Here is a 21,064-nt window from a genome sequence, read left to right as displayed (position 1 = left end):
GTATTGATGTCGTTCTGTCATAGGTGAATCGCGGCAATGGGGCGGTTTCAACAATTTCCCATTTCCAAAAACCATCATTCGGCAGTGGCGTAAGCCTATGTGAATCCATGACCCAAAGTGTTACGAATAAACCCCAACACAATGGATTTTTGCTTTACCACTATTGTCGGCAGGTTAATATAGCTTTAGCAAACACCCCATCGCTGCTTTCCAGCAAACTAAAGTGTTGTTTGGCGCGGGTGATGCCGGTGTAAATTAATTCGCGGGTGAGCACCGGGCTGATATTTTCCGGCAATACCAAGGCCACGTGATTAAACTCCGATCCTTGTGATTTATGCACGGTGATAGCGAAAGCGGTTTCCACGTCTGGCAGGCGCATTGGCGAGATCCAGCGTATTTTCAGATTGGCCGATGGCTCGGCACTATTGTCGGCACTGGGAAATGCCACTTTAAGCTTACCGCTACTGTCTCGCAACGCAATGCCAATATCGCCGTTCATTAAGCCCAGGTTGTAGTCGTTGCGGGTGATCATCACCGGTCGGCCTTCGTACCACAGCGCCTGCTTGGCTTTGGCAAACAACCATTCTTCAATGCGCTGATTAAGGCCTTCCACGCCCCACGGCCCTTTCCGCAACGCCGACAATACCTGAAACGCATCGAAGGCGGTCAACACTTGCATGGCCCATTCGTCGTACCGCTCCGCACTGTCCGGCCGGCCATTATTGATTTGCGCCAAATAATAGCCATAACCTCGGCGAGCTGCGTCCCCGCTATTAAACACCAGTTTTCTTAACAAACTATTGGCGGCGTCCGGGCTGGGCTGTTGCCGTAAGGCGATATATTCTGCGCGCGGTTCGGGTAGCAAATCGGGGTACTGTGCCGTGTCAGCTAAGATGGCCTGAGCCTGCAAGGCATCGCCCTGATTCACGGCTTTAGCCAGTTGGCCGATGCCGCTATGTGCATCGAAACGATGACTGTGCCGCAACATGACGGTTTGTTGATTGATCGCAGAACCGGGCGCTACGGCAGGTTTGAGTTGTTCGCCGGCATAATCAGCAATCCAAGCCTGCGTTTCCGCATCATAAGCGGCGTGTTCGGCGCCGCGACATAAATCCCCCATCACCGAACCGGCCTCGACGGAAGCTAATTGATCCTTGTCGCCTAGCAAGATCAGCTGGGCGTTTGCCGGTAAAGCCTCCAATAGCGACGCCATCATTTCCAGATCTATCATCGACGCCTCATCGACGATCACGATGTCGGCGACGATAGGATTGTGACGATCATGCAGAAAGCGCCGCGAATTATGCCGGCTGCCCAGCAAGCGGTGCAAGGTGCTGGCCTTTCGGGGAATAGTTTGTTTAATGCTGTCGTCGATAGCCAAGTTATCGAGTGCCTTGGCAATCGATTCGCTGACCCTGGCCGCCGCTTTGCCGGTCGGTGCCGCCAGCAAGATATTCAGATTTTTGGGTTTATCGCTTTCCTGTTGCGCCAGTTCAATCAACAAGGCCAACAGTTTGGTCAAGGTAGTGGTTTTACCGGTACCCGGCCCGCCGGTGATGATGGCAAAGCGCGCGCGCAAGGCCAGGACGCAAGCGATTTTTTGCCAATCCGGGCTTTCCGAGCTGGCGGGAAACAGCGTTTGCAAGCGTTCCGCCAAGGACGCCGGCAAGCTATCCCGCGCCGGTTGCAAGCGTTGCATAATACAGGCTTGCGTGATTTGTTCGTAGTGCCAGTAACGCCGCAAATACAGCCGGTTACCCGCCAAAACCAACGGCGTATCGCCCGCTCCTGATGACACCAGTCTTGATTGCGATAGCGCCGCTTGCCAGCCTTCAAGGCTATACACTTTTAAGCGCGCCAACTCGACCACCGCCGCGTCCTGCTCGACTACCCAAGCGTCATCGGCCGGGATAGCCAGCGTCATCCCTGGCTGCTCACAGAGTTTTGCCAAGTCCAAATACACTTCGCCTCTATCCAGCTGATGGCTGACCAAGGCTCCTGCCCATAGCACTTGGTCAGACGCCGCTGGATCGAGATCCAACAAAAACCCCACGAAGGCCCGATTCAAATGACTCAACCAGCCTTTCGCTACCCAGTGCTGCATACTGTCTATTACCGCCGCTTGCCGGATCATGACGAGGCTCCAAACAACGCATCCAAGCGCTCAATCAATAGCCTGGGTGGTTTTTCGAATACCTGCCCTGCCCTTGGCCCTTTCGCGCCTCTTAAGAATAAATACAGCCCGCCTCCGATGTGCGTCTCGTAGTCGTAAGCATTACCCAGCCTGACTTTCAGCAAGCGATGCAAGGCCAGTAAATACAGGCAGTATTGCAGATCGTAACGTTTAGCCAACATCGCTGCCACCAAGGCCTCCTGCGTGTAAGCCGCATCGTCGGCACCCAAACTGTTGAATTTATAATCGACCACGTAGTACCGCTGATCGTGCACGAACACCAAGTCGATAAAACCTTTTAACAGCCCGTTTACTTGGCCGGGCAGTAAGCCCGGACGGGCTTGTCCGCCGAAGGTGTGGCGGCTGACCAAGCGATCCAGTTCCTCAGTGTCCACGGTATCGGCGCCCAGCAGAAATTCCAGCTCGGCTTGATAGGCATTAGCTTCTAACGCAGCCAAACTAACATTGGCGTCCTCCAGCAAGGGCATATTCAACCAGTGCGACAAGGCCGAAGCGATAACGGCATGTTTGTTCTCCCATTCGCCGCCGATAAATCGCTTTTGAATCAATTCTTGTCTTAAGGCTGGATTTGCCGAGACGCTGGCAAAACCGCGTTGCGCGCACTCCTCCAGCAGATCATGAATCAACACGCCGGGACCGGCGCCTCTGGGCAAAGCGTGGACACCGGACAATGGCTTACTGAGCGCAGCAGCAATTTCGGCTTCGTCGTTTTGCTTATCGTCATGAGCCGTTTCAAACTCCGGCAACGGCTGAGACGAATCATCCGCAGGCGTCAGGCGATCCGCGATGTGCAAGGCGCTATAACTGGCTATCCACCAATTACTGGAAATTTTGCTAAGCGGCACGCGCGCATCAAAGCCGCCCTCTTCAACCAAAACCGGGCTATAGCGCGCGTCGTCAATGTCCGGTAAGGGCGTTATCGAAATCGCGTCACAGCTGCCTTTCAGTTCAATCAATTGCTCCGCTAAGGCGCTGATGGGCATTTTGGCCTGCCAGTTAAGCAAGGCGCCCATCGCCGATTTCTCCAACTGGCAATCCTTAGTACTGCCGGATTTGACCGGCGCAATACCCAACCAACAAGCATGCCGGGCTCGGGTCATCGCTACATACAATAGGCGCAAATCTTCCTGTAACCGTTCTTCGTCGCTGATGGCTTTAATGCGTTCTTGTTTATGCAAGTCGATTTGCAAATCCTGGTTGTCGTCGTGATAACGGTAGTAAGCATTGAAACGGCCGCCGACTTCCCGAAAACTGCAAATAAACGGCAAAAACACCAACGGGTATTCCAGGCCTTTGGATTTATGAATGGTGACCACTTTAATCAGATTGGCATCGCTCTCCAGCCTGATGATGCCGTCATCGCCGGCTTGGCTGCCACCGGCCTCGATAGCTTCGGCCAGATACCTGATCAAGGCTTGCTCGCCTTCCAACTGAGTGCTGGCCCGTTGTAACAATTCGGCGAGATGCAGCAGATTGGTGATGGAGCGTTCGCCTTCGCTGTCGTCAGCCAGGCGGGCGTGTAAGCCGTAATCGTTAATCAATTGCCGCAGCGCGGGCAAAATGCCGTCGCGTTGCCAGCGTTGTTGATACGTCAGAAAGCGTTCCAGATGCAATTCCCAGCCGGGTTCGTCCAAGGCCAGTGCGTGCAGCGCTTGGTAAGACCAAGCGAAGGTCGCCGAACTTAAGGCCGCTCGCACCTTGCGCTCATTACGCGGCTCGGCCAGGGCATTTAACCAAAGCAACATGTCGACTGCTTCGCCGCTGGCAAAAATGGAATCGCGTTCGGACAGGTAGACACTACGCAAGCGGCGGCGCGCCAAGGCGTTGCGTATCGCCGCCGCTTCGGTGCCGCTGCGGACCAGGATAGCTATGTCGCCAGGCTGCAAGACCGGCATGCCGGATGCCGAACTAAACCCAGTTTGCCCCGCATCAGCTGACTTCAGTAATTTAACAATCTGGCTTGCCGTTACGTCCGCCAGCCTTTCCCGATAAGCCGGCATGCCGACCGCGCCCTCGGTTTCCCAATGCCAAAGCGTTAAGGCCGGGGCGGGTTGCTTATCGATAACCCAAACCTCATCGCGACCTTGGGCCTTGACCGGCAAAAAAGGTAAAGGATTGTCCTGTTCGGTTTTAAAGCGGAATGCGCCCCGCTCTTGCTGATCGGCTTGCAAAAACACCTGATTGACCGCATCGACTAACACCTGGGTGGAACGGTAATTGGTGCCCAGGGTGTAATGCCGGCCTTGAGTATCGCGGTGAGCCTTAAGATAAGTGTAAATATCCGCGCCGCGGAACGAGTAGATAGCTTGTTTCGGGTCGCCGATCATTAAACAAGCAAAATCTCCGCCGGCTAGTGTGGAGTAGAGCCTGGAAAAAATCCGGTATTGCAGCGGGTCGGTATCCTGAAACTCGTCGATCAACGCAATCGGATACTGCTCGCGAATCACCTGCGCTAGCCTGTCGCCATTGCGGCCTTGCAGCGCGTTATCCAAACGAATCAGCATGTCGTCGAAGGTCATCCTGGCGATGCGTTGCTTTTCAAAATCGTAACGCTGCCTGATCCAATGCACGGCGTGCTTGATCAGCTCGACTTTTAAACTAGGCAGCGCCGCCAGTTGCGCCGGTAATCTGCCTATCGCGGCAAAACCGGGATGGTCCGGCGGCGTCTGCCCTGGATTGGCTAATTGTGCCATGCCGGCCGGCGACAGATTCTCAAAGCCTTTACCAATGTCCAGCGTATCCTGCAAGGGGTCCAGGCTCCATGCCTCGATTTTGTCCAGCCAGTTGCGGCGGTTAGCGGCGTTGTAATTTTTCGCGGGCAGCACTTTGGTTTCTATAGCCGCTTCCAATAGTTCGCGCACTTCCGGCAGCCAACTTCGCCAAGGCGCTTTTAAAGCCTGTAGCTCAGTCTTCCGAATGGACACCACTGCGGCAATCAAGGCTTTGATGGGCTGACCGTCGGCCAAGCTAAAAGGTATCGGCTCGGCGTTACCCAGCAGCGAACGCACCGCCAGCAATAACTCGTCCGGATGTTTGAACAGCGCATACAGGCTAGCAAAATCGGCATCGTTGGACATGTCGTAATAGAAGCTGCGCCAATAATCCCGCACCACTTCATTCAACAATTCGGTATCGTCGGTATTGACCTCCTGCCGAAACAAACTGCCGCTATCGAAAGCATGTTGCTGCAACATGCGGTTGCACCAACTGTGGATGGTATAAACCGCCGCCTCGTCCATCCAGTTGGCCGCCAATTCCAACCGGCGGGCACAGGCCGGCCAGTCTACTTCAGGATAAGCGCCACGGATGTCTTGCAAGAAGGCATCCTTCGTCGGCAATTGCTGGCGGAAGAAGCGCGCGGTCTGGCGCAAGCGCTCGCGTATGCGTTCCCGCAGTTCCTTGGTGGCGGCCTCGGTGAAGGTCACCACCAAAATATCCGGCGGCAATAGATACCGGCTGGGTTCGACGCTATCGGGATGGTGTCCCAAAATCAAGCGCACATATAAGGCCGCGATGGTATAGGTCTTACCGGTGCCGGCACTGGCTTCGATCAGCCGCGTACCCGACAACGGAAATTCAAGGGGGTTGAGCGGGATAGCAGTGGTCATACCGACGCCTCCCCTGCCGCTGGTAATTCGCGGATATGCGCCAACATCGGCCGATACAAATTATCCGCCCAATATGCAAAATCCTTTTCTGCGTCAAACGCCGTCAAACTGGCAAAATTGGGAAAGAAGCGCGCCAGATAGGCGTCGTATTGCACTTCGCCGGCATTCCAGTCATCGCCGTCATATCTGGCTTGGGCTTTTTCCCGCGCAGTTTCCGGCGGGGCGGCAAGCCAACTAAATGCGGTGCGGCAAGCCACGGGCAATGGGGCTTGCACGCCCTCGTGATAAGCAGCAACCAGATCTTGCAACTGTTGGTAAGCGTCGTCTTGCTCGACAATGGGCATTTCAATCGCCGTGTCGGCACCGATAACCAAGGTGGTTACCGGCAAGCTATCGGCGCAAGCCGCCAAATGCTGTAGCCACTGCAACAATAAATTCGGATACTTGATGGATTTGTCTTTATTCAACAGATTTTGCGCCGTCAAATGCAGCAGACCAACTTGCTGGTTGTGCCGGCGCAGTTGACTAAGATCGCCGGTCAGTTGCACCGTCACGCCGCCGGCCAATACAAAAGGGGCTAACTGCAACACATGCGGCTCTAAAACCTCTGACCATACAAAAGCCAACTCGCGATAACGCTCCCAAGCCGCTGTGACCGGCTCGGCTAAGGCCTGGAAACTCGCCTGGGCAAAACCGCCCAAAGGCAATTGGCCTTTCTGCGTCATCACGGCCTGCTGCCTGCTTAGGTATTGTTCCAAGTCGTCCGGATGCTCTGCGGTTAAACCTTGCAGTAATTCATCGCTGAATAAATAGGCTTGCAGATTATCGACTCCAAACGGCTCGCAGTCTTCGCTGGTAACGGCCAGGCTATCAAAGCCAAATTTCAGGGTTTGGTTACAAAAACTTTTCACCGGCGCGCGTAAAAACCGCGCAAGTGATTCCAGGCTCAAGGCGTAGGTTTTATCATCCGAGCTGGGGACGATTTGCCCGTTAAGCGGCTGAGCGGCGGCTGGTACAAACCATTCCCTGGCATAGGTAAAAAGACAGGGATCGCGGTGCTTTTGCACATAGGCTTCGCTAAAAGGTTGCAAGGGATGCGCGACGGTAATTCTCTCCAACAACGCGGGCTTATCGGCAAGCGCCCAGCCCTGCGCCAGTACATCGCGCAATTGACTGATTAAAACCGAAGGCGGCCGCTCGCTGTTATCGCGGATACTGCGGCCTACCCAGCTGATATACAGCTGTTCGCGCGCCGACAGCAACGCTTCCAGAAACAGATATTGATCGTCTTGCCGGCGCGAGCGGTCACCTGGGCGGTATTGACCGCGCTGGCTCATCAAATCGAAACTGCGGGCCTGTTGATTGCGCGGATAGTCGCCGTCGTTCATGCCCAACAAGCAAATCAACCGAAACGGAATAGCCCGCATCGGCATCAAGGTACAGAAATTCACCCGGCCGCTGAGAAAGCGTTGATGCAAGGACGGTTCGTCAACGCCAGCCAGCCAAGCTTCGCGTACCACAGGGATGGGCAGGAAATCGGTCTCGCTTAAACCGGCTTGTGCGCAGTGTCTGGACCAGCTCGTTAAGGCACTTGTTAGAGTTTCCAGCGTTTTTCGCTCGCGCTCGTCGCTTACTTGAAAAAAATCGTTCAGCAATTCGGACAATAGCTGCTGCCATTGGGCCGGCGGATATTCCAGCCGTAATAGCTCTGCGTATTTTTCCAGGGTTTCCAACAGAAACGCCAGACCGCCAAGCCATTGCGCATCCAGGCCGCCAATTTCTTCGTAAGGTTGAATCTCATCGAATGCGGCACCGGCGCCAACCGCATAACCCAACAACATGCGCCGCAGCCCGAACTGCCAGGTATTGGCCTGCAAGTTTGCGGGCATATTCACCCGTTCCGCGCGCTGGCGGGCATTCAAGCCCCAGCGGATGCCGGATTCTTCGATCCATTGATGCAGTTTAGGTATAGCGGTTTCGTCAATCTCAAACCGCGCCCGCAAGGCCGGCACTTCCAGCAATCCCAGAAATTCGCTAACCGCAAACCGCGATTCGGGTAAGTTCAGCAAGGCTTCCACGGCAAGCAATAGCGGATTTTGTCCGCGCTGTTGCTGGTCGGCCAAGCTGTAGGGAATATAACGTGGATCGTCGCTTTGAATTTGCCCAAACACCGCATGGATATGCGGCGCGTAAGTATTGATGTCCGGCACCATGACAATAATATTGCGCGGATACAGAGGCTTGCCATTTTGTTGCGCACTATCGAAGCGCGCCAACAATTGATCGTGCAGAATTTCGACTTCACGCTGCGGACTGTGGGCGATGTGAAACTGGATCGACTCGTCGGCGTTGGCCAGCAAAACAGGTTGCTCGGGCAAGGGCTCCATATCCAGTATCGACTGTTGCAGATGTTGCAGCAAACTCCGTTGCCCCGCTTCGCCGTAATCCTTGAACATATCGATTTTGCTGTCGGGCCAATGCCAGTTGGCATAGGCTTGGGTTTCATCGAAATGATCCAACAAACGAATATAATCCCGACCCTGTTTGCCCCAGGCCGCCAATAAGGGCGGCGCCTGTAGATGCAGTTCCGCATCGCTTAATGCCGCGCTCATCCCCGATTTATACGTCTGACGGCGGCGCTCGGCTTTTAGCAGTTCCTTGTCTTCGATGATGTCGGCCCAATAGTGCTGACACGGGTTATGCACAAACAACACGATCTGACAAAACCGGCCCAATTTAGCCAGCACTTCCAGCGATTGCTGCGGTAGGGAAGACAGACCGAATAACACGACGCGGCGCGGCAGGCCGGCAGGCCGGACAGTCAATGTGTCGATTTTAGCCATGAACTGGGCATGCACCGCTGCCCTACTGGCGAACGGCGAGGACTCTTCACCCAAATCTTCAAGCACGGCCCGCCACAAAGCGGCTTGCCAAAGTTGCGCACTGGGTAGCGGTTTGCTTTCACCATGGCCGTTGCGCAACACATCCTGCCCCGCCGCCCAATCCGACACCCAATCGGAGCGATACACTTGATATTGATCGAACAGGTCCGCCAGTTGTTCGGCAAGTTGGTGTCGTTTGCGGCAATGGCTGTCGTCAGTCAAAAAACTGGCGAGGGTTTCGAAGCTGGGTTGTTGCAACAAGCCCGGCAACAGTCGATATAAGCGCCAGATCAGCGGGTCTTTGGCTAAGGGTTGCTCGGTGGGAATCTGCGTGCCCAATACTGCCCGGTAAACACTCCAGATAAACAAAGACGGCAATTGCATCTTCATCGCGGCGGCAATGCCCAGCGCGGAGTTTTGCGCCAGACTTTGCTTCAACCAATGCCCCATGCCGTTACTCTGCACCAGAAAAATCTCGTTTTCCAGGGGCAGCAAGGGATGTTGTCTTAGCCAGTACTCAACCACATCGCGGAGTTCTTCCAGTTGATTGGAGTGGATCACGGCAATGCCGTTATCTAGGGTGTGAGCGTGACCTGCTGCGGGCATGTAGGCTTAAATAGTTTAGGGGGCGTGCGTCTATTATCGCCGCTTTTGACCGGACCATCGAGACCTTGCGAATTAGCCGCAATACAGTCTTAGCTATCTATGCGTTTCATATCGGCATGACAAGATGTTGGATCGGACCAGACGAGGTATCGGCAACCACCCGATTGCGGCCTTGATGCTTGGCAAGGTATAGCGCCTTGTCGACGCGATCAAGGAATTGGCTTTCGTGCTCGGTAATGGAAAACTGTCCGACGCCTATGCTGATAGTGACTTGTATCTGCTCGACGAAGGAATGGTCTTCTATCGTGGTACGCAAGCGATTTGCAAACTCGACGGCATCCTGAAGAAGTGTATGCGGCAGCAAAATCGCAAATTCTTCCCCGCCCCAACGAATGGCATCGTCGCTGCATCTGACCACACTCATCAGTTTCAAACTGATGGCTTTCAAGATTTCGTCGCCAATCAAGTGGCCGTGTGTATCGTTAATGTGTTTGAAGAAATCGATGTCCAATAGCAACAACGAAAACGCCGGGGCATCATAACGCCGCATGCGGCCGATTTCATCGGCCAGCCTTTTATCCAGCATCCGTCTATTGCCAAGTCCGGTGAGGGGGTCGGTCAACGAGGATTTTTCAAAGCCCTTGGCCTTGGCGTCCAGAATAGCCACCAGCTCTTTGAGTTCACCGGCATGATGTTTGATTAAATCAATCCAGGTGCCATAGGCAAATCCCACCAGTTCACTCTGCGTAACGACACCTACCAACTGGTTTTCCAGATTCACCACGATGGAGCGTTTGATGTGACAGGTTTTTAACTGCGCGAGCGCGTCTTGAATGGTTGAACTGACCTGGGTGGTAATGACCGGACTCGTCATATACTCCCGGAGCGGTCTGTCGGTGGTATCCGCGGCGGAAATTAGTTTAAAAATATCCTTGGTGGTAATGATGCCTATCGGTATTTTGGCTTCGACCACAATGATGGAATCCTCCATTTTTTGCAGATGGTTCAGCACATCGTCCAAAATCCAGTCCGCAGTAAAGGTGACAGGCTCTATTCTGGTCACCAACTCGCCGATGGTTTTCTTCTGCACCAGAACGGTAGGATCGACCGCCGATAAAATGTCGGTATCGGTCAATATCCCGACCAGGCTCTCCGCGGAATCCACGACACCTAGATAGCGGTCGCCATTGTTTTCAAGGATTTCGAATGCGGTCAGAATACGTTCATTTTCGAAAACGCAGGTCATCTTGCGTAATGTCAATTCAGCCAAGGTGGCATCACTGCTGCCGCCCGCGTGCAGATGCCGCAGCAAGTCTTCAACGGAAAATACAAAATATTCGTCGCCGATCTCCAGCACCACGCTGCTGACGTTATGCTGGTCTATCAACTGCGAGACCGAACGAATAGTCATATTTAACGTCGCGCGCAAAAGTTGTTTTTGCGCAATCGACCCAACCGTTGGAAAAATTGTAAATTCAGTCACGAGCGTCTCAAATTTGGCTATGCCTTGCGGTTATTGCGGGCCGAAAAGGGTTTGTTGGGTAGCAAGGGGGGCTAAGCCGGGGATTTTTGGCGTTTCTCACGCTTGTTGCTTTGTTGGGTGTTCAATATTTTAAACGGCGGGATAGTGACCAAATCATTCGGTCCTTGGCGCGTATTTGACTTGAAGGTATCGTGCAACCTCAGAAGATCGGTAACCGTTTTGGCGTTGGTTTTACGCATTAAGTTAGCACGATGCACTTTGACGGTTTTTACGGAAATATCCAGTTTTTCGGATATTTCCTTGTTGGTGTGGCCCAGTACCACCAACTCGCAGGTTTCAATTTCGCGTTTGGTCAGATTTCGGAATTGATTGTTGATAGTGGTCGCGAACTCATATTCAAAAAACGCCAGTTCAAGGCATTTGCGGATCTGCTCCAGACTGAAAGGCTTTTCAATAAAATCAAACAAACCGGTTTTTATCGAACGTAAGGTGGTTGAGAGATCGCTTGAGCGGGTAATGCAAATCCGCGGGTATTCCAGTAACAAACCAAACTCGGAACCGGACGGCGATATTTCGACCACGTCCGGGTCAAATACCATTACAAAGGCGATATTTTTGCTGGTTAAATTCGCTTTGTTGGCGACGATCCATCGCGACAATTCGTCCCGGCTGGCAACATAATCCACATGAGTTTGCAGACTCTCTCTGACCCGATTGATCCCTTTAAAGGACGAGACCTCCCGGTCAGCAACCAAGATTAATCTATCGCTTTCCAAAATCTGCAGCGCCATAGTCTATAAAAGTTGATACAAAGTTTCGCGTTCCAAAGCTTGTCAAGTGTACGTAAGTCCTAAGTTTTGTCTATTGGGCTAAGGTCTTAGATACGTCATCCGCTTCCCTGCTGTTCAGGCTAATTAATGCTTTTACTGAACCGGGCTCCCCACTTATCATTGGCATTCGGTTCTGGCTCGTCGAAGCCCAGGCCGGTACGCATTAACTCAAACGGTAATTTAGTGGGCAACCCGGCGATCTTTGGCCTGCAAAGTCAATCCCCATGTGTTTCCAGGCTACGAAAACGACGCCAAATACCAAGCCCGAAAACAGGAAAAACTCGCCATTTATCAGAAGTACAATTTCAATTTGATTGAATTAACGGATACGGACGTGTTGAATCTGGACGATATTTTGCCGAGGGTTTGTTGAATTTTGGGGTGCAGGGAAATTGATTTTGAATATTTCGCTGATGAGTTTTCTCACCCAATGAACCGTTGCAACGAATCAGCTCTAGCGTTTCAAAACATTTCCAGGGCTTCGTGTTGCTCTGCCCAGCCTACCGCCCTTTGCGATATATGAATTTCGCTGTTATCGATAAATTTCGATACAGGCTTTGTCTTCGTCAACCAATGCCGCTTGTATAGCGTTCTGATTGGCTAATAAGCAGTTAATGGTTGCCGCTTTGGATTGATTGCCGGTTTTTAGCCAAATAATTTTTGGTGGTTGGCCAAGTAAATTCGAAAGCTCAAAAAAGTCCGCGTCTTTGGTGACAATGACAAAGCCGTTGGACTTTGCGTAACGCCAAACGGTTAAATCATCGGCGTTTTCCATACCCAATAACGCTATTTGTATCGTTTCTGGAAAGGCGTCCAGCAAAAACGCCACCGCCCGACGGGATAAATTTTCGTCTAATAGCAGTTTCATCAAACAATGGCGGATACATTACGCTCACGATCTGCGGCAAAAGCCAAGCAGGCACGAATGTCGCTGGTTTCCAGTTCCGGATAATCCTCCAATATTTCATCCTCGGACATGCCATCGGCTAACCAAGACAAGACATCGTAAACGGTAATCCGCAGCCCCCGGATACAGGGCTTCCCGCCACGTTTGCCTGGTTCAAGTGTGATGATATTTCGATAGTCTATGGTCATGGCTTACATCCAAATAACAGTTAACTTAGAGTACCACCAGGCGATTCACACGTCATCCGTGATCACGTCGGTGTTAGACGCTCGCGAACGTTATCGCGGTTTGGCCAAAAACGCGGCGCGTTTGGCCTTCCTGACGGCGATAGCCAACGTGCTGCGCGGTGACGCTTATGAACGCCGGAGCCTGATTGCGTCCGAAATTTGAAAATAAGCCCGAAAACGGGCGGGTTTGCGAGGAAAAACCACTTTTTTGATAATAAACCGGTCGAATATTGAAATTTTTGACTCACTTTGACAGTGACTGCCTCTCAAAATGTTTTTTTTCAGAGGTTCCTTAAGGCCTCAATGCTTAGCCAACTTAGCCGCCGCAAGCTCGAATATAATAATTTCCGCCTCGCCCTTACCAACGTTTTCCACGGTCATTTCCGCGCCGGTTTCCCAGAACACTTCGCCTTGGCTGTAGACTTTGGTCTGGCCGTCATCCACAACCTTCAGTTTTCCCATCACCACATATCTTGGGCCGGGCCCTTCGTGGGTATGCAATGGGGTTTGATACCCCTTGGGGAAGCGCACCCGCAGTACATGGCTCTCCACTTCTTTACTGGGTAAAGTCACCGGCTTGGTCATTAACAATTCCCGCGAGAATTTGCTGGCGGTCTCGTCGGCTTGCACCATCGGCGACACACACGTCAATAATCCCAACACAGAAAGTAAGTAGCAAACGCGGTTTGATTGTTTCATAAGGGTGGCCTCAGCGCTAAGGGATGGGTGATAAGTAACGAGTATACAAAAAACGCTAGTTACCGCGCCCACTGAATTGGCATGGCGGGCGCTAATAAGCTAGTCTTCGGCTGGCACTTGCTTGGGCATTTCGCGGTTGATTAAGAAATACACCAGGGGAATCACCACCAACGAAAACAAGGTGGACGCAATAATGCCAAAGATAAAGCTCCAGGCCAGGCCCGAAAAGATGGGATCGAGGACGATCATCACCGAGCCCAACACTGCCGAAGCCGCCGTCAAAAAGATCGGATTCAAACGGGTGGCGCCGGCTTCGATGATGGCATCGGCCAGACTGATGTCCGGATTTCCGCGATAAATGTTCTCGATAAAATCGATCAGGATTATGGAGTTGCGCACCACGATCCCGGCCAAGGCGATCATGCCGATCATGGCCGTGGCGGTGAAATACACGGGATCGGCATATTGACCCACATCGGACGCAAACAGGTTGATGAACCAAAAGCCCGGCATGATGCCGATTACCGTCAGGGGAATGGCGATCATCATGATCAGCGGCACACCCAAAGAGCCGGTCTGCCCGACCAGCAGGATATATATCATCACCATCGCCGCGGCAAAGGCCAGGCCCAAGTCGCGGAACACATCGACGGTGATTTTCCATTCGCCCTCCCCGGCCATTTCCGCGCTGTATCCGGCTGGTAGCGGTTGCTGTTCCAAGGCATCCTGCAGATCCCATACCGCTTCCACCGGGCTGCGTCCGGCCATTTCAGCTAGCACATACGACACCTGGCGTAAGTTTTTGTGATAGATGGTTTGATCGGCTATTTCGTGGCTGAACCGCCCGATCTCGCTTAAGCGGATCAAATCGCCTTTCGCCGATTTCACCGACAGGTTTAACAAATCAGCCTCTGAGGAACGCGCCGCTCTGGGGTATTGCAGTGTGATCAGCAAGGGCTGGCGTTCGCTGGCAATATGCAAGGTACCGGCTAGGCCACCTTCTACCGCCAGTTGCAAACTGCTGGCGACTTGCTGATTGCTGATACCCAATAGGGCCGCTTTGTCATGATCCAGCACAAACTGCCATTGGTCTTGCGGGGCTTGCACGTAATCGTCCACATCCACCACGCCCTCGGTCGTTTGCAAATGCTCACGGACTTGTTTCGACACCTTCACCAAGTCCTGATAACCGGCTTCCGGCGGCCCGTAAATTTCTGCGACCACACTGGACAGCACCGGCGGCCCTGGCGGCATTTCTACAATTTTTAAGTTAGCGCCATATTTTTGACCGATGCGTTCTATATCCGGACGCATCCGCAAAGCAATGGCATGCGATTGTTGCCCGCGGCGGGATTTATCCACCAGAATGATACGTATGTCGCCGACATAAGCACCCTGGCGCAAATAGTAATGCCGCACCAAGCCATTAAAATCCATGGGTGATGCCAAACCGACATAGGTTTGATAGCTACTGACTTCGTTTACCGTGGCCAGATATTGACCCAGGGCCGTGGCGACTTCATTGGTGGCTTCCAAAGAAGAACCGCGCGGCATATCAATCACCAATTGCAGCTCGTTTTTATTATCAAACGGCAGTAATTTCAACGGCACGACTCTGGTCACCGCCATCAAGGTCGACAACACGAACGCCACAAATACCGCCAGCAAAAACCACAAGGCTTTGGATTTGTGACTTAGTAGCGGCGCCATAATGGCCTGATACAGCTTGAAACCTCGGGATTCCTGTAACCGAAATTCCGGTCCATGATCTTTACCGTAATCGCCCTTTAACAATTTATAACTAGCCCAAGGCGTCACCGTGAAGGCGATCAGCAAGGACATCAACATCGCTATCGGCACGTTAAAGGCCATGGGTGCCATATACGGTCCCATCATGCCGGTAATAAAAAACATCGGCACGAAGGACATGATCACCGCGAAGGTTGCCAAGATGGTCGGCGGACGAATTTCGTTCACCGCAGTCAGCAAGGCTTGTAACGGTGGCTCTTTGCGCATTTTGTAGTGGCGATGGATGTTCTCGACATCGACAATCGGGTCATCGACCAGCAAACCCAAAGACAGAATCAACGCGAACAGCGTCACGCGGTTGATGGTGTAACCGAAAATCAAATCGCACAGTAAGGTAATCGCAAAGGTCATCGGCACCGCCAACGACACGATCAGCGATTCTTTAAAACCCAGCGCCAGCGCCAGCAGAACAATAATGGTCAGAATTGCGATGCTCAGATGCATCACCAATTCATTGACTTTGTGATCGGCAGTTTCGCCGTAGTTACGGGTGACTGTGACCAGCACTTCATCCGGAATCAGCGTGCCGTGCAATTGTTCGGTCAATTCCAACACCTGCTCTGCCACGCCGACCGCATTGCTGCCGCGGCGTTTGGCAATAGCGATAGTAGCCATTTGCCGCTCTTCGCCGACCATCGGTAGAGAACCACCTTTGTGCCCTACCGTTTGCATTTGCTCCACACCAGGACCGAAGCCGATGCGAGTGTAATAGTCAGTGTCTTGCGGGCCATCGACGATCTGCGCCACATCGTGCAAATACACCAGACGGCCGGCGACGTTTTTCAAGACCGTCGCCCCGACCTGCTCCGGGGTTTCATAGTGCGGGCCGGCTTCCAGCAGGATTTCGTTATTGTGCTGATTCAAATGCCCAGCCGGCAGATTGACATTGCTTTGCGCCAGAGCCTGTTGAATTTCCGGCAAGCTTAGGCCGCTGGCTTGCAACTTGGCGGGATCAGGGTACACCGAAATCTGCCGAGGCGCGGCGCCGATGACCCAACTTTTGCCGACATCGTCGATGGCGCGTAAGCGCTCGATCAGCTCTTCGGCGATGCGGCGTACCGCCATAATGTCTTCGTTGGCCTTAGGCATGGACAGGCTCAATAGCAAGATCGGCACGTCATCGATTTCCACCGGCTTGACGACCCAATCGCTGACGCCGGGCGGGATGATGTCCAGATTGGCTTGCAGCTTATCGCGGGTTTTGATCAAGCTGTCTTCGATACTCTCGCCCACCCGATAGCGCACCGTCACCAGCGCTTCGCCGGGGCGGGAGGCGGAATAGACATATTCCACACCCTGAATTTGCTTGAGTAATACTTCCAGCGGGGTGGTCACGCGCTTTTCCACTTCTTCGCTGCTGGCGCCGGGGTAATGCACGAACACATCCATCACCGGCACGATGATTTGCGGATCTTCCTCGCGTGGCGTCAAAGTCAGCGCCGCCGCTCCCGCCAACAGGGAAATCAATAAAAACAGCAGCGATAAATGCGAGGTGGTGAATAAGCGGACGATGGCAACCGTCAGGCTGTCTTTTTTCGCTTCCATGGTTTTGTTCAACTCGCTCATTGCTCCAACCCAGCGTTACTCAAGATGGTTTCGCCGGCGCGCAATCCGGAAAGTATTTCGACTTGGTCGCCATACTGTTTGCCGGTGCGAATATGTCGCGTCAATAGCCTTTGCCCATCCAGTACTTTAACCGCTTGCAGTTGGCCGTAATGCAAAATGGCTGCAGACGGGATCATCACGGCTTGTTGTGCACTGGCACAAGCCAGCTCCAGCCAACCGAATTGGCCGTGTTGCAAACCAGGCATGTTAGGTAATTTAACTTTTACTGCCAGGGTGCGGGTTTGCGGATCGATTTCCGGCGCTATTTCGTCTACCGTCGCCGCCAGCGTTTGTTGCGGCGTATCGAAGCGCACTTTCACTTCCATGCCTAACTTAATGACTGCGGCACAGTGGCTGGAAATGGCTGCTTCCAGGCGCAAGTCATCGGGTTTGTGCAAAGTGACGATGGCTTGATTGGGCAAGCCCATGTCGCCCGGCTCTTGTAAACGCTCACCGACTACCGCGTCGAACGGCGCATAGAGTACGTTCTCGCCCAGCATCACTTTGCTTTGTTGCGCGGAACTGGCCGCTTGATTGGCCATGGCTCTGGCACTTTGCGCTTGCGCCAGCACTGCTTCGTAGTTTTGGCGGGTGGCCGCTTGCTTGTTGTATAGATCGATAATGCGTTTTTCTTCGGCATTGGCCTGGGCCGCCTGGGCCTGAGCCGCCGCCTGCCCCGCGCTGGCGGCATTGTAAGCCGCCCGCAGATCGCGATCATCGAGACGGGCGATGACTTGGCCTTTTTTGACTTTGTCGCCCGGATTCACGGTTATTTCCAGAATGCGCGCATTCAATTTCGGGGCAATTTTCGCCGCCAGGCGGGATTTGACCACGCCTTGCCAAGACAAATTGTTCTCCGCAGTCTGCGTGCCTACTTTTAAGGTGTGTGCGCCGGCGGGTATGCTGCTCTCAGGCAGATCCGTGTTGCCGGGTTCGGTCTTATCCTGGCCACCCAAGATGCCCAGGGCAAATAAAATCACCAGCAACAGCGCCGTGATCGCTGCCGCAGGGACCAGCCATCTCGGCGCATTTGATTCAGAAAAATGTTCGGTCATCGTGACTCCTTTATTGCCAGTAACCGGTGGCTTGTTTCAGTTCCGCTTCGGCCCGCAAGGCATCGAAACGTGCAGTGATTTGTCGGGTATGCGCCTTATCGCGCGCCACTTCAGCTTCGATATAACGGGTCACGGTCACGACACCGGCTTGGCGTTGCTCATTCACTAAACGCAGGGCTTCTTCCGCCGCTTTGACCGCAACGGCGCTGACTTCGGCGCGACTCAGCGCATCTTGTAGTTTGATTTGGGCGGATTTCAGCTGTTGCTCGATGCGCAAACGGGTCTGTCTGGCTGCCTCTTGGGCGGCCGTCAGTTCGTGCTCGGCTTTCTTGATTTTTTCTTGCGTCGCAAAACCGGAAAACACATCCACTTCCACCATTACCCCGGCAGTGACGTTATCGCGGTTGCTGCTGAACGCCAGATCTTTGCTGTCGGAACCATAACTGACAAAGGCGTCAGCGCGCGGTAGGTGCGCGGCTTGCGCGACATCAAGCTGACGTTCGGCCATCGCCACACGCTTCTGCGCGGCTTGTAGTTCAGGATGGTTGCTGAGTGCTTGATTCAGTAATTCGTCAAAAACCGCCGGACTGGCCGGTAATGCGGCTTGCCGAGTTGTATCGATGGTAAAAGGTGCGTTAACGGGTAAGCCCAGCAAGGTTTTCAACATACTCTGCGCCAGCTCGATGGCGTTTGCAGCTTGTATTTCCGCATCCTTGGCTTCGGCCAATTGTACTTCCAAGGACAATACATCGGACTTTAATACCGTGCCGGCATCAAAGCGAATCCGTGACTGATCCAACTCGCTTTGCACAGCCGTAATCGAGCGCCGACTAATCTCGTGGGCTTCCATTGCCGCCAACTCGCCGTAATAGGCTGCGGTGACGTTATTCACCAACTGATTGCGGGTCGCGGCCTTTTCCAGTTCCGAGGTTTCGATACCCAGTTCCGCCGCCTGTTTGCGGTAGTAGTCCTGTCCACCGCGAAACAACGAATACGTCGCTGTCACTTGCGGCCGATAGTTATCAACACCGCCGGGATGATTGAAGTCGTTGCCGGCAAAGCTGAGCCGACGCTGGGCAATGATCATCGCAAAGGCCTGGGCCGGATTATCGCTGTGCTGATAGGACAAACTGGCTTTGATTTGCGGGTAAAAACTGGCCAAGGATTCGCCCAACTGCGCATTGGCCTGTTGAATACGCGCTTGCATGATGCCCAGCTCGGGATTGTTCGCCAGCGCGGTGTCAATGGCTTGTTCCAGGCTATATTGACTGGGTTCGGTATCGGCTAAGGCCGTCTCCAAAACCAGCATCAGCACGAAAACTAACCGCCATAAAGTTCGATGTATCATTGAGTAATCTGCATGCAATTAGGGCAAATGGATTGATAGAGAAGTCTAGACGCATAGCGCCATTGGTTGGCCAACGGCACTGTTGCGTTTGTCATCCCCTATCAGCGCGGCGCAAACCAGTGTCAGCCTTTCAACCGCATAATGCCAAACATTTTTAAGGTCAGTTTTTCATAGTAAGGCTCGCTAATACCCTTGCGAACTTTACGCATGAAGTATTTTTCATAACCAATTTTAGCCAAATGCACCCATTTACCGCTGGACGCCCACTGCACGTTACGTGGCGGAATTTGCGGCATGGCCAGGAAAGCGACGCCCGAATCGCCAAAGTCCGCCAGACATAGTGCATTCCAGGTGCCTTTTTCTTTAGGCTGCTTGCCATCAAGTTCTGCCCGTATGTTATGAGCCGTAGCAGTAACCATCGACTCGATCATGTAACCAGTCTTAGGCGTGCCGGTCGGCACCGGGGTTTGCTCGAGCGGTGGAATGGCGATGCAAACCCCAATTGAGTAGATATTTTTATACGTGGGATTACGTTGATTCTCGTCAACAATGACAAAACCGCGCGGATTCACAAGCTTGTCAATACCGGTCAAGGCATCGACACCTTTAAAAGCCGGCAGAATCATACTGTGTTTGAACGGTAACTCGTGTTTCTTTTTCTCCTGACCGTTTTCATCCACTTCCGTGACATACATCATGCCGGCTTCGATCTTGTCGATTTTGGCATTGCAAATCCAATTGATATGTTTGTTCCGCATCTCGGCTTCGAGCATCCCTTTGGTATCGCCTACGCCGCCTAAGCCCAAATGGCCGATATAGGGTTCCGAGGTGACATAGGTCATTTTCACCTTATCGCGGATTTTACGTTGCCGCAGATCGGTTTCGGCGATGAACATGTATTCATAGGCAGGGCCAAAGCAAGACGCCCCCTGGGCGGCACCGACGATAATCGGACCCGGATCTTCGACAAACTTGTCCCAAAATTCACCGGACTCGCCGGCATGATCGACGTGGCACACCGATTGGGTATGGCCGTTGGGCCCCAAACCCGGCACCTCGTCAAAGGCCAGTTTCGGACCGGTGGCGATTACTAAAAAATCGTAATCGACTTGCGAGCCATCGGCCAATTCCACGTGATTGTTTTCCGGGTGAAAACGGGTGACTTTTTGTTGAATGAAGCCGATCTTCTTTTTCTTGAACATCGGTGCCAATTCGACCTTGATATCTTCCGGCTTGCGCCAGTTGACCGCCACCCAAGGATTTGAAGGCACGAAATGAAAAGTCGGGGTATCGGCGATCACCACTACCTCGTCTTCTTTCCGAGCGTTTTCTTTCATTTCCAATGCCATCGGGATACCGCCGATGCCCGCGCCTACGATTACGATTTTTGCCATGAGACTACTCCAAATTGATAGATAATTATTTTTTTGCCGCTGTTATTGGCAGCTTTCTTTAATGCCCAATTTTTTAAGAATCATTTCCAGCGGGCAGAATCGGGTAAAACCGCTTTGAAACAAATTGGCCCCGACAAATGCGGTAAACCAAAGCCAATTGCTGGACTGAAATAGCGGGCTGCCTTCCACCCCCAGACTCAAGGAAAGCAACACAAACAAGCCGGCGACAATACGGACGATACGTTCGGTGGTCATGACAACCTCTCTTTGCTACGTTGCGCCAAGCTCTCGCACGATTGATCGATGCCGTGATGGTCGATGTCGCACACCGATTCCAGCCACATGGCGTTGATGATGGCGAAGGACGCCGCGAAACCGACGCCGAGTATCCAAGCGAAATACCACATGATGTGTCTC

Annotated in this window: 16 protein-coding genes; 2 read left to right on the top strand and 14 right to left on the bottom strand. The window is 53.0% G+C overall.

From position 1 onward, the window contains the following. Positions 1-160 precede the first annotated feature (160 nt). From recD to ACR02O_RS13325, 5 genes are all read right to left on the bottom strand, one after another. Positions 161-2,134, bottom strand: a complete 1,974-nt coding sequence (gene recD, locus ACR02O_RS13345; RefSeq protein ID WP_494521799.1) for an exodeoxyribonuclease V subunit alpha — start codon at positions 2,132-2,134, stop codon at positions 161-163. Then, positions 2,131-5,802, bottom strand: coding sequence for an exodeoxyribonuclease V subunit beta (recB, locus tag ACR02O_RS13340; RefSeq protein WP_494521798.1), 3,672 nt, complete (start codon positions 5,800-5,802; stop codon positions 2,131-2,133). The genes recD and recB overlap by 4 nt, the downstream gene beginning before the upstream one ends. After that, positions 5,799-9,290, bottom strand: coding sequence for an exodeoxyribonuclease V subunit gamma (gene recC, locus ACR02O_RS13335; protein WP_494521797.1), 3,492 nt, complete (start codon positions 9,288-9,290; stop codon positions 5,799-5,801). The genes recB and recC overlap by 4 nt, the downstream gene beginning before the upstream one ends. Before the next feature lie 106 nt (positions 9,291-9,396). After that, positions 9,397-10,773 carry a GGDEF domain-containing protein gene (locus tag ACR02O_RS13330; RefSeq protein WP_494521796.1) on the bottom strand — a complete coding sequence of 459 codons (1,377 nt, stop codon included), beginning with the start codon at positions 10,771-10,773 and terminating at the stop codon, positions 9,397-9,399. A gap of 71 nt (positions 10,774-10,844) precedes the next feature. Continuing rightward, positions 10,845-11,564 (bottom strand): response regulator transcription factor, encoded by a 720-nt coding sequence (locus ACR02O_RS13325; RefSeq protein WP_494521795.1) that lies wholly within the window; start codon positions 11,562-11,564, stop codon positions 10,845-10,847. A 241-nt stretch (positions 11,565-11,805) separates the two neighbouring features. On the opposite strand from ACR02O_RS13325, the gene ACR02O_RS13320 reads away from it, so the two are divergent. Next, positions 11,806-11,976, top strand: coding sequence for a hypothetical protein (locus tag ACR02O_RS13320; protein WP_494521794.1), 171 nt, complete (start codon positions 11,806-11,808; stop codon positions 11,974-11,976). 159 nt (positions 11,977-12,135) lie between these two features. On the opposite strand, the gene ACR02O_RS13315 is transcribed toward ACR02O_RS13320, so the two are convergent. Then, on the bottom strand, positions 12,136-12,471 hold the full coding sequence (locus ACR02O_RS13315) for a DUF5615 family PIN-like protein (protein ID WP_494521793.1): 336 nt from the start codon (positions 12,469-12,471) through the stop codon (positions 12,136-12,138). After that, complete coding sequence (locus ACR02O_RS13310) at positions 12,471-12,698, bottom strand: DUF433 domain-containing protein (RefSeq protein WP_205450284.1); 228 nt, start codon at positions 12,696-12,698, stop codon at positions 12,471-12,473. The genes ACR02O_RS13315 and ACR02O_RS13310 overlap by 1 nt, the downstream gene beginning before the upstream one ends. On the opposite strand from ACR02O_RS13310, the gene ACR02O_RS13305 reads away from it, so the two are divergent. Next, positions 12,697-12,900, top strand: coding sequence for a hypothetical protein (locus tag ACR02O_RS13305; RefSeq protein WP_240347965.1), 204 nt, complete (start codon positions 12,697-12,699; stop codon positions 12,898-12,900). The genes ACR02O_RS13310 and ACR02O_RS13305 overlap by 2 nt on opposite strands. Positions 12,901-13,037: 137 nt before the next feature. On the opposite strand, the gene ACR02O_RS13300 is transcribed toward ACR02O_RS13305, so the two are convergent. The 7 genes from ACR02O_RS13300 to cydX all read right to left on the bottom strand — a co-directional run bounded on the left by ACR02O_RS13300 (position 13,038) and on the right by cydX (position 21,054). Further along, the gene (locus tag ACR02O_RS13300; RefSeq protein ID WP_240347967.1) at positions 13,038-13,436 is read right to left on the bottom strand and encodes a cupin domain-containing protein; all 399 of its coding nucleotides are present in this window, start codon (positions 13,434-13,436) and stop codon (positions 13,038-13,040) included. Between the two features lie 99 nt (positions 13,437-13,535). After that, complete coding sequence (locus tag ACR02O_RS13295; RefSeq protein ID WP_205450285.1) at positions 13,536-16,811, bottom strand: efflux RND transporter permease subunit; 3,276 nt, start codon at positions 16,809-16,811, stop codon at positions 13,536-13,538. Beyond that, on the bottom strand, positions 16,808-17,905 hold the full coding sequence (locus tag ACR02O_RS13290; protein ID WP_205450286.1) for an efflux RND transporter periplasmic adaptor subunit: 1,098 nt from the start codon (positions 17,903-17,905) through the stop codon (positions 16,808-16,810). The genes ACR02O_RS13295 and ACR02O_RS13290 overlap by 4 nt, the downstream gene beginning before the upstream one ends. A 10-nt stretch (positions 17,906-17,915) precedes the next feature. After that, positions 17,916-19,253, bottom strand: a complete 1,338-nt coding sequence (locus tag ACR02O_RS13285) for a TolC family protein (RefSeq protein ID WP_205450287.1) — start codon at positions 19,251-19,253, stop codon at positions 17,916-17,918. A gap of 122 nt (positions 19,254-19,375) precedes the next feature. Further along, the gene (locus ACR02O_RS13280; RefSeq protein WP_205450288.1) at positions 19,376-20,647 is read right to left on the bottom strand and encodes an NAD(P)/FAD-dependent oxidoreductase; all 1,272 of its coding nucleotides are present in this window, start codon (positions 20,645-20,647) and stop codon (positions 19,376-19,378) included. Positions 20,648-20,689: 42 nt separating this feature from the next. Beyond that, on the bottom strand, positions 20,690-20,902 hold the full coding sequence (locus tag ACR02O_RS13275) for a YgaP family membrane protein (protein ID WP_033156334.1): 213 nt from the start codon (positions 20,900-20,902) through the stop codon (positions 20,690-20,692). Next, on the bottom strand, positions 20,899-21,054 hold the full coding sequence (gene cydX / locus ACR02O_RS13270; protein ID WP_020481307.1) for a cytochrome bd-I oxidase subunit CydX: 156 nt from the start codon (positions 21,052-21,054) through the stop codon (positions 20,899-20,901). The genes ACR02O_RS13275 and cydX overlap by 4 nt, the downstream gene beginning before the upstream one ends. Positions 21,055-21,064: the final 10 nt, after the last annotated feature.

It is taken from the genome of Methylomonas sp. PHL2-19 (assembly GCF_059331595.1).
This window is presented reverse-complemented; position numbering and strand designations above follow the sequence as displayed.

Coding starts and splice junctions, on each gene's coding strand:
- recD (WP_494521799.1), bottom strand. CDS start 2,134: ATGATCCGGCAAGCGGCGGTAATAGACAGTATGCAGCACTGGGTAGCG.
- recB (WP_494521798.1), bottom strand. CDS start 5,802: ATGACCACTGCTATCCCGCTCAACCCCCTTGAATTTCCGTTGTCGGGT.
- recC (WP_494521797.1), bottom strand. CDS start 9,290: ATGCCCGCAGCAGGTCACGCTCACACCCTAGATAACGGCATTGCCGTG.
- ACR02O_RS13325 (WP_494521795.1), bottom strand. CDS start 11,564: ATGGCGCTGCAGATTTTGGAAAGCGATAGATTAATCTTGGTTGCTGAC.
- ACR02O_RS13315 (WP_494521793.1), bottom strand. CDS start 12,471: ATGAAACTGCTATTAGACGAAAATTTATCCCGTCGGGCGGTGGCGTTT.
- ACR02O_RS13305 (WP_240347965.1), top strand. CDS start 12,697: ATGGCTTACATCCAAATAACAGTTAACTTAGAGTACCACCAGGCGATT.
- ACR02O_RS13310 (WP_205450284.1), bottom strand. CDS start 12,698: ATGACCATAGACTATCGAAATATCATCACACTTGAACCAGGCAAACGT.
- ACR02O_RS13300 (WP_240347967.1), bottom strand. CDS start 13,436: ATGAAACAATCAAACCGCGTTTGCTACTTACTTTCTGTGTTGGGATTA.
- ACR02O_RS13295 (WP_205450285.1), bottom strand. CDS start 16,811: ATGAGCGAGTTGAACAAAACCATGGAAGCGAAAAAAGACAGCCTGACG.
- ACR02O_RS13290 (WP_205450286.1), bottom strand. CDS start 17,905: ATGACCGAACATTTTTCTGAATCAAATGCGCCGAGATGGCTGGTCCCT.
- ACR02O_RS13285 (WP_205450287.1), bottom strand. CDS start 19,253: ATGATACATCGAACTTTATGGCGGTTAGTTTTCGTGCTGATGCTGGTT.
- ACR02O_RS13280 (WP_205450288.1), bottom strand. CDS start 20,647: ATGGCAAAAATCGTAATCGTAGGCGCGGGCATCGGCGGTATCCCGATG.
- ACR02O_RS13275 (WP_033156334.1), bottom strand. CDS start 20,902: ATGACCACCGAACGTATCGTCCGTATTGTCGCCGGCTTGTTTGTGTTG.
- cydX (WP_020481307.1), bottom strand. CDS start 21,054: ATGTGGTATTTCGCTTGGATACTCGGCGTCGGTTTCGCGGCGTCCTTC.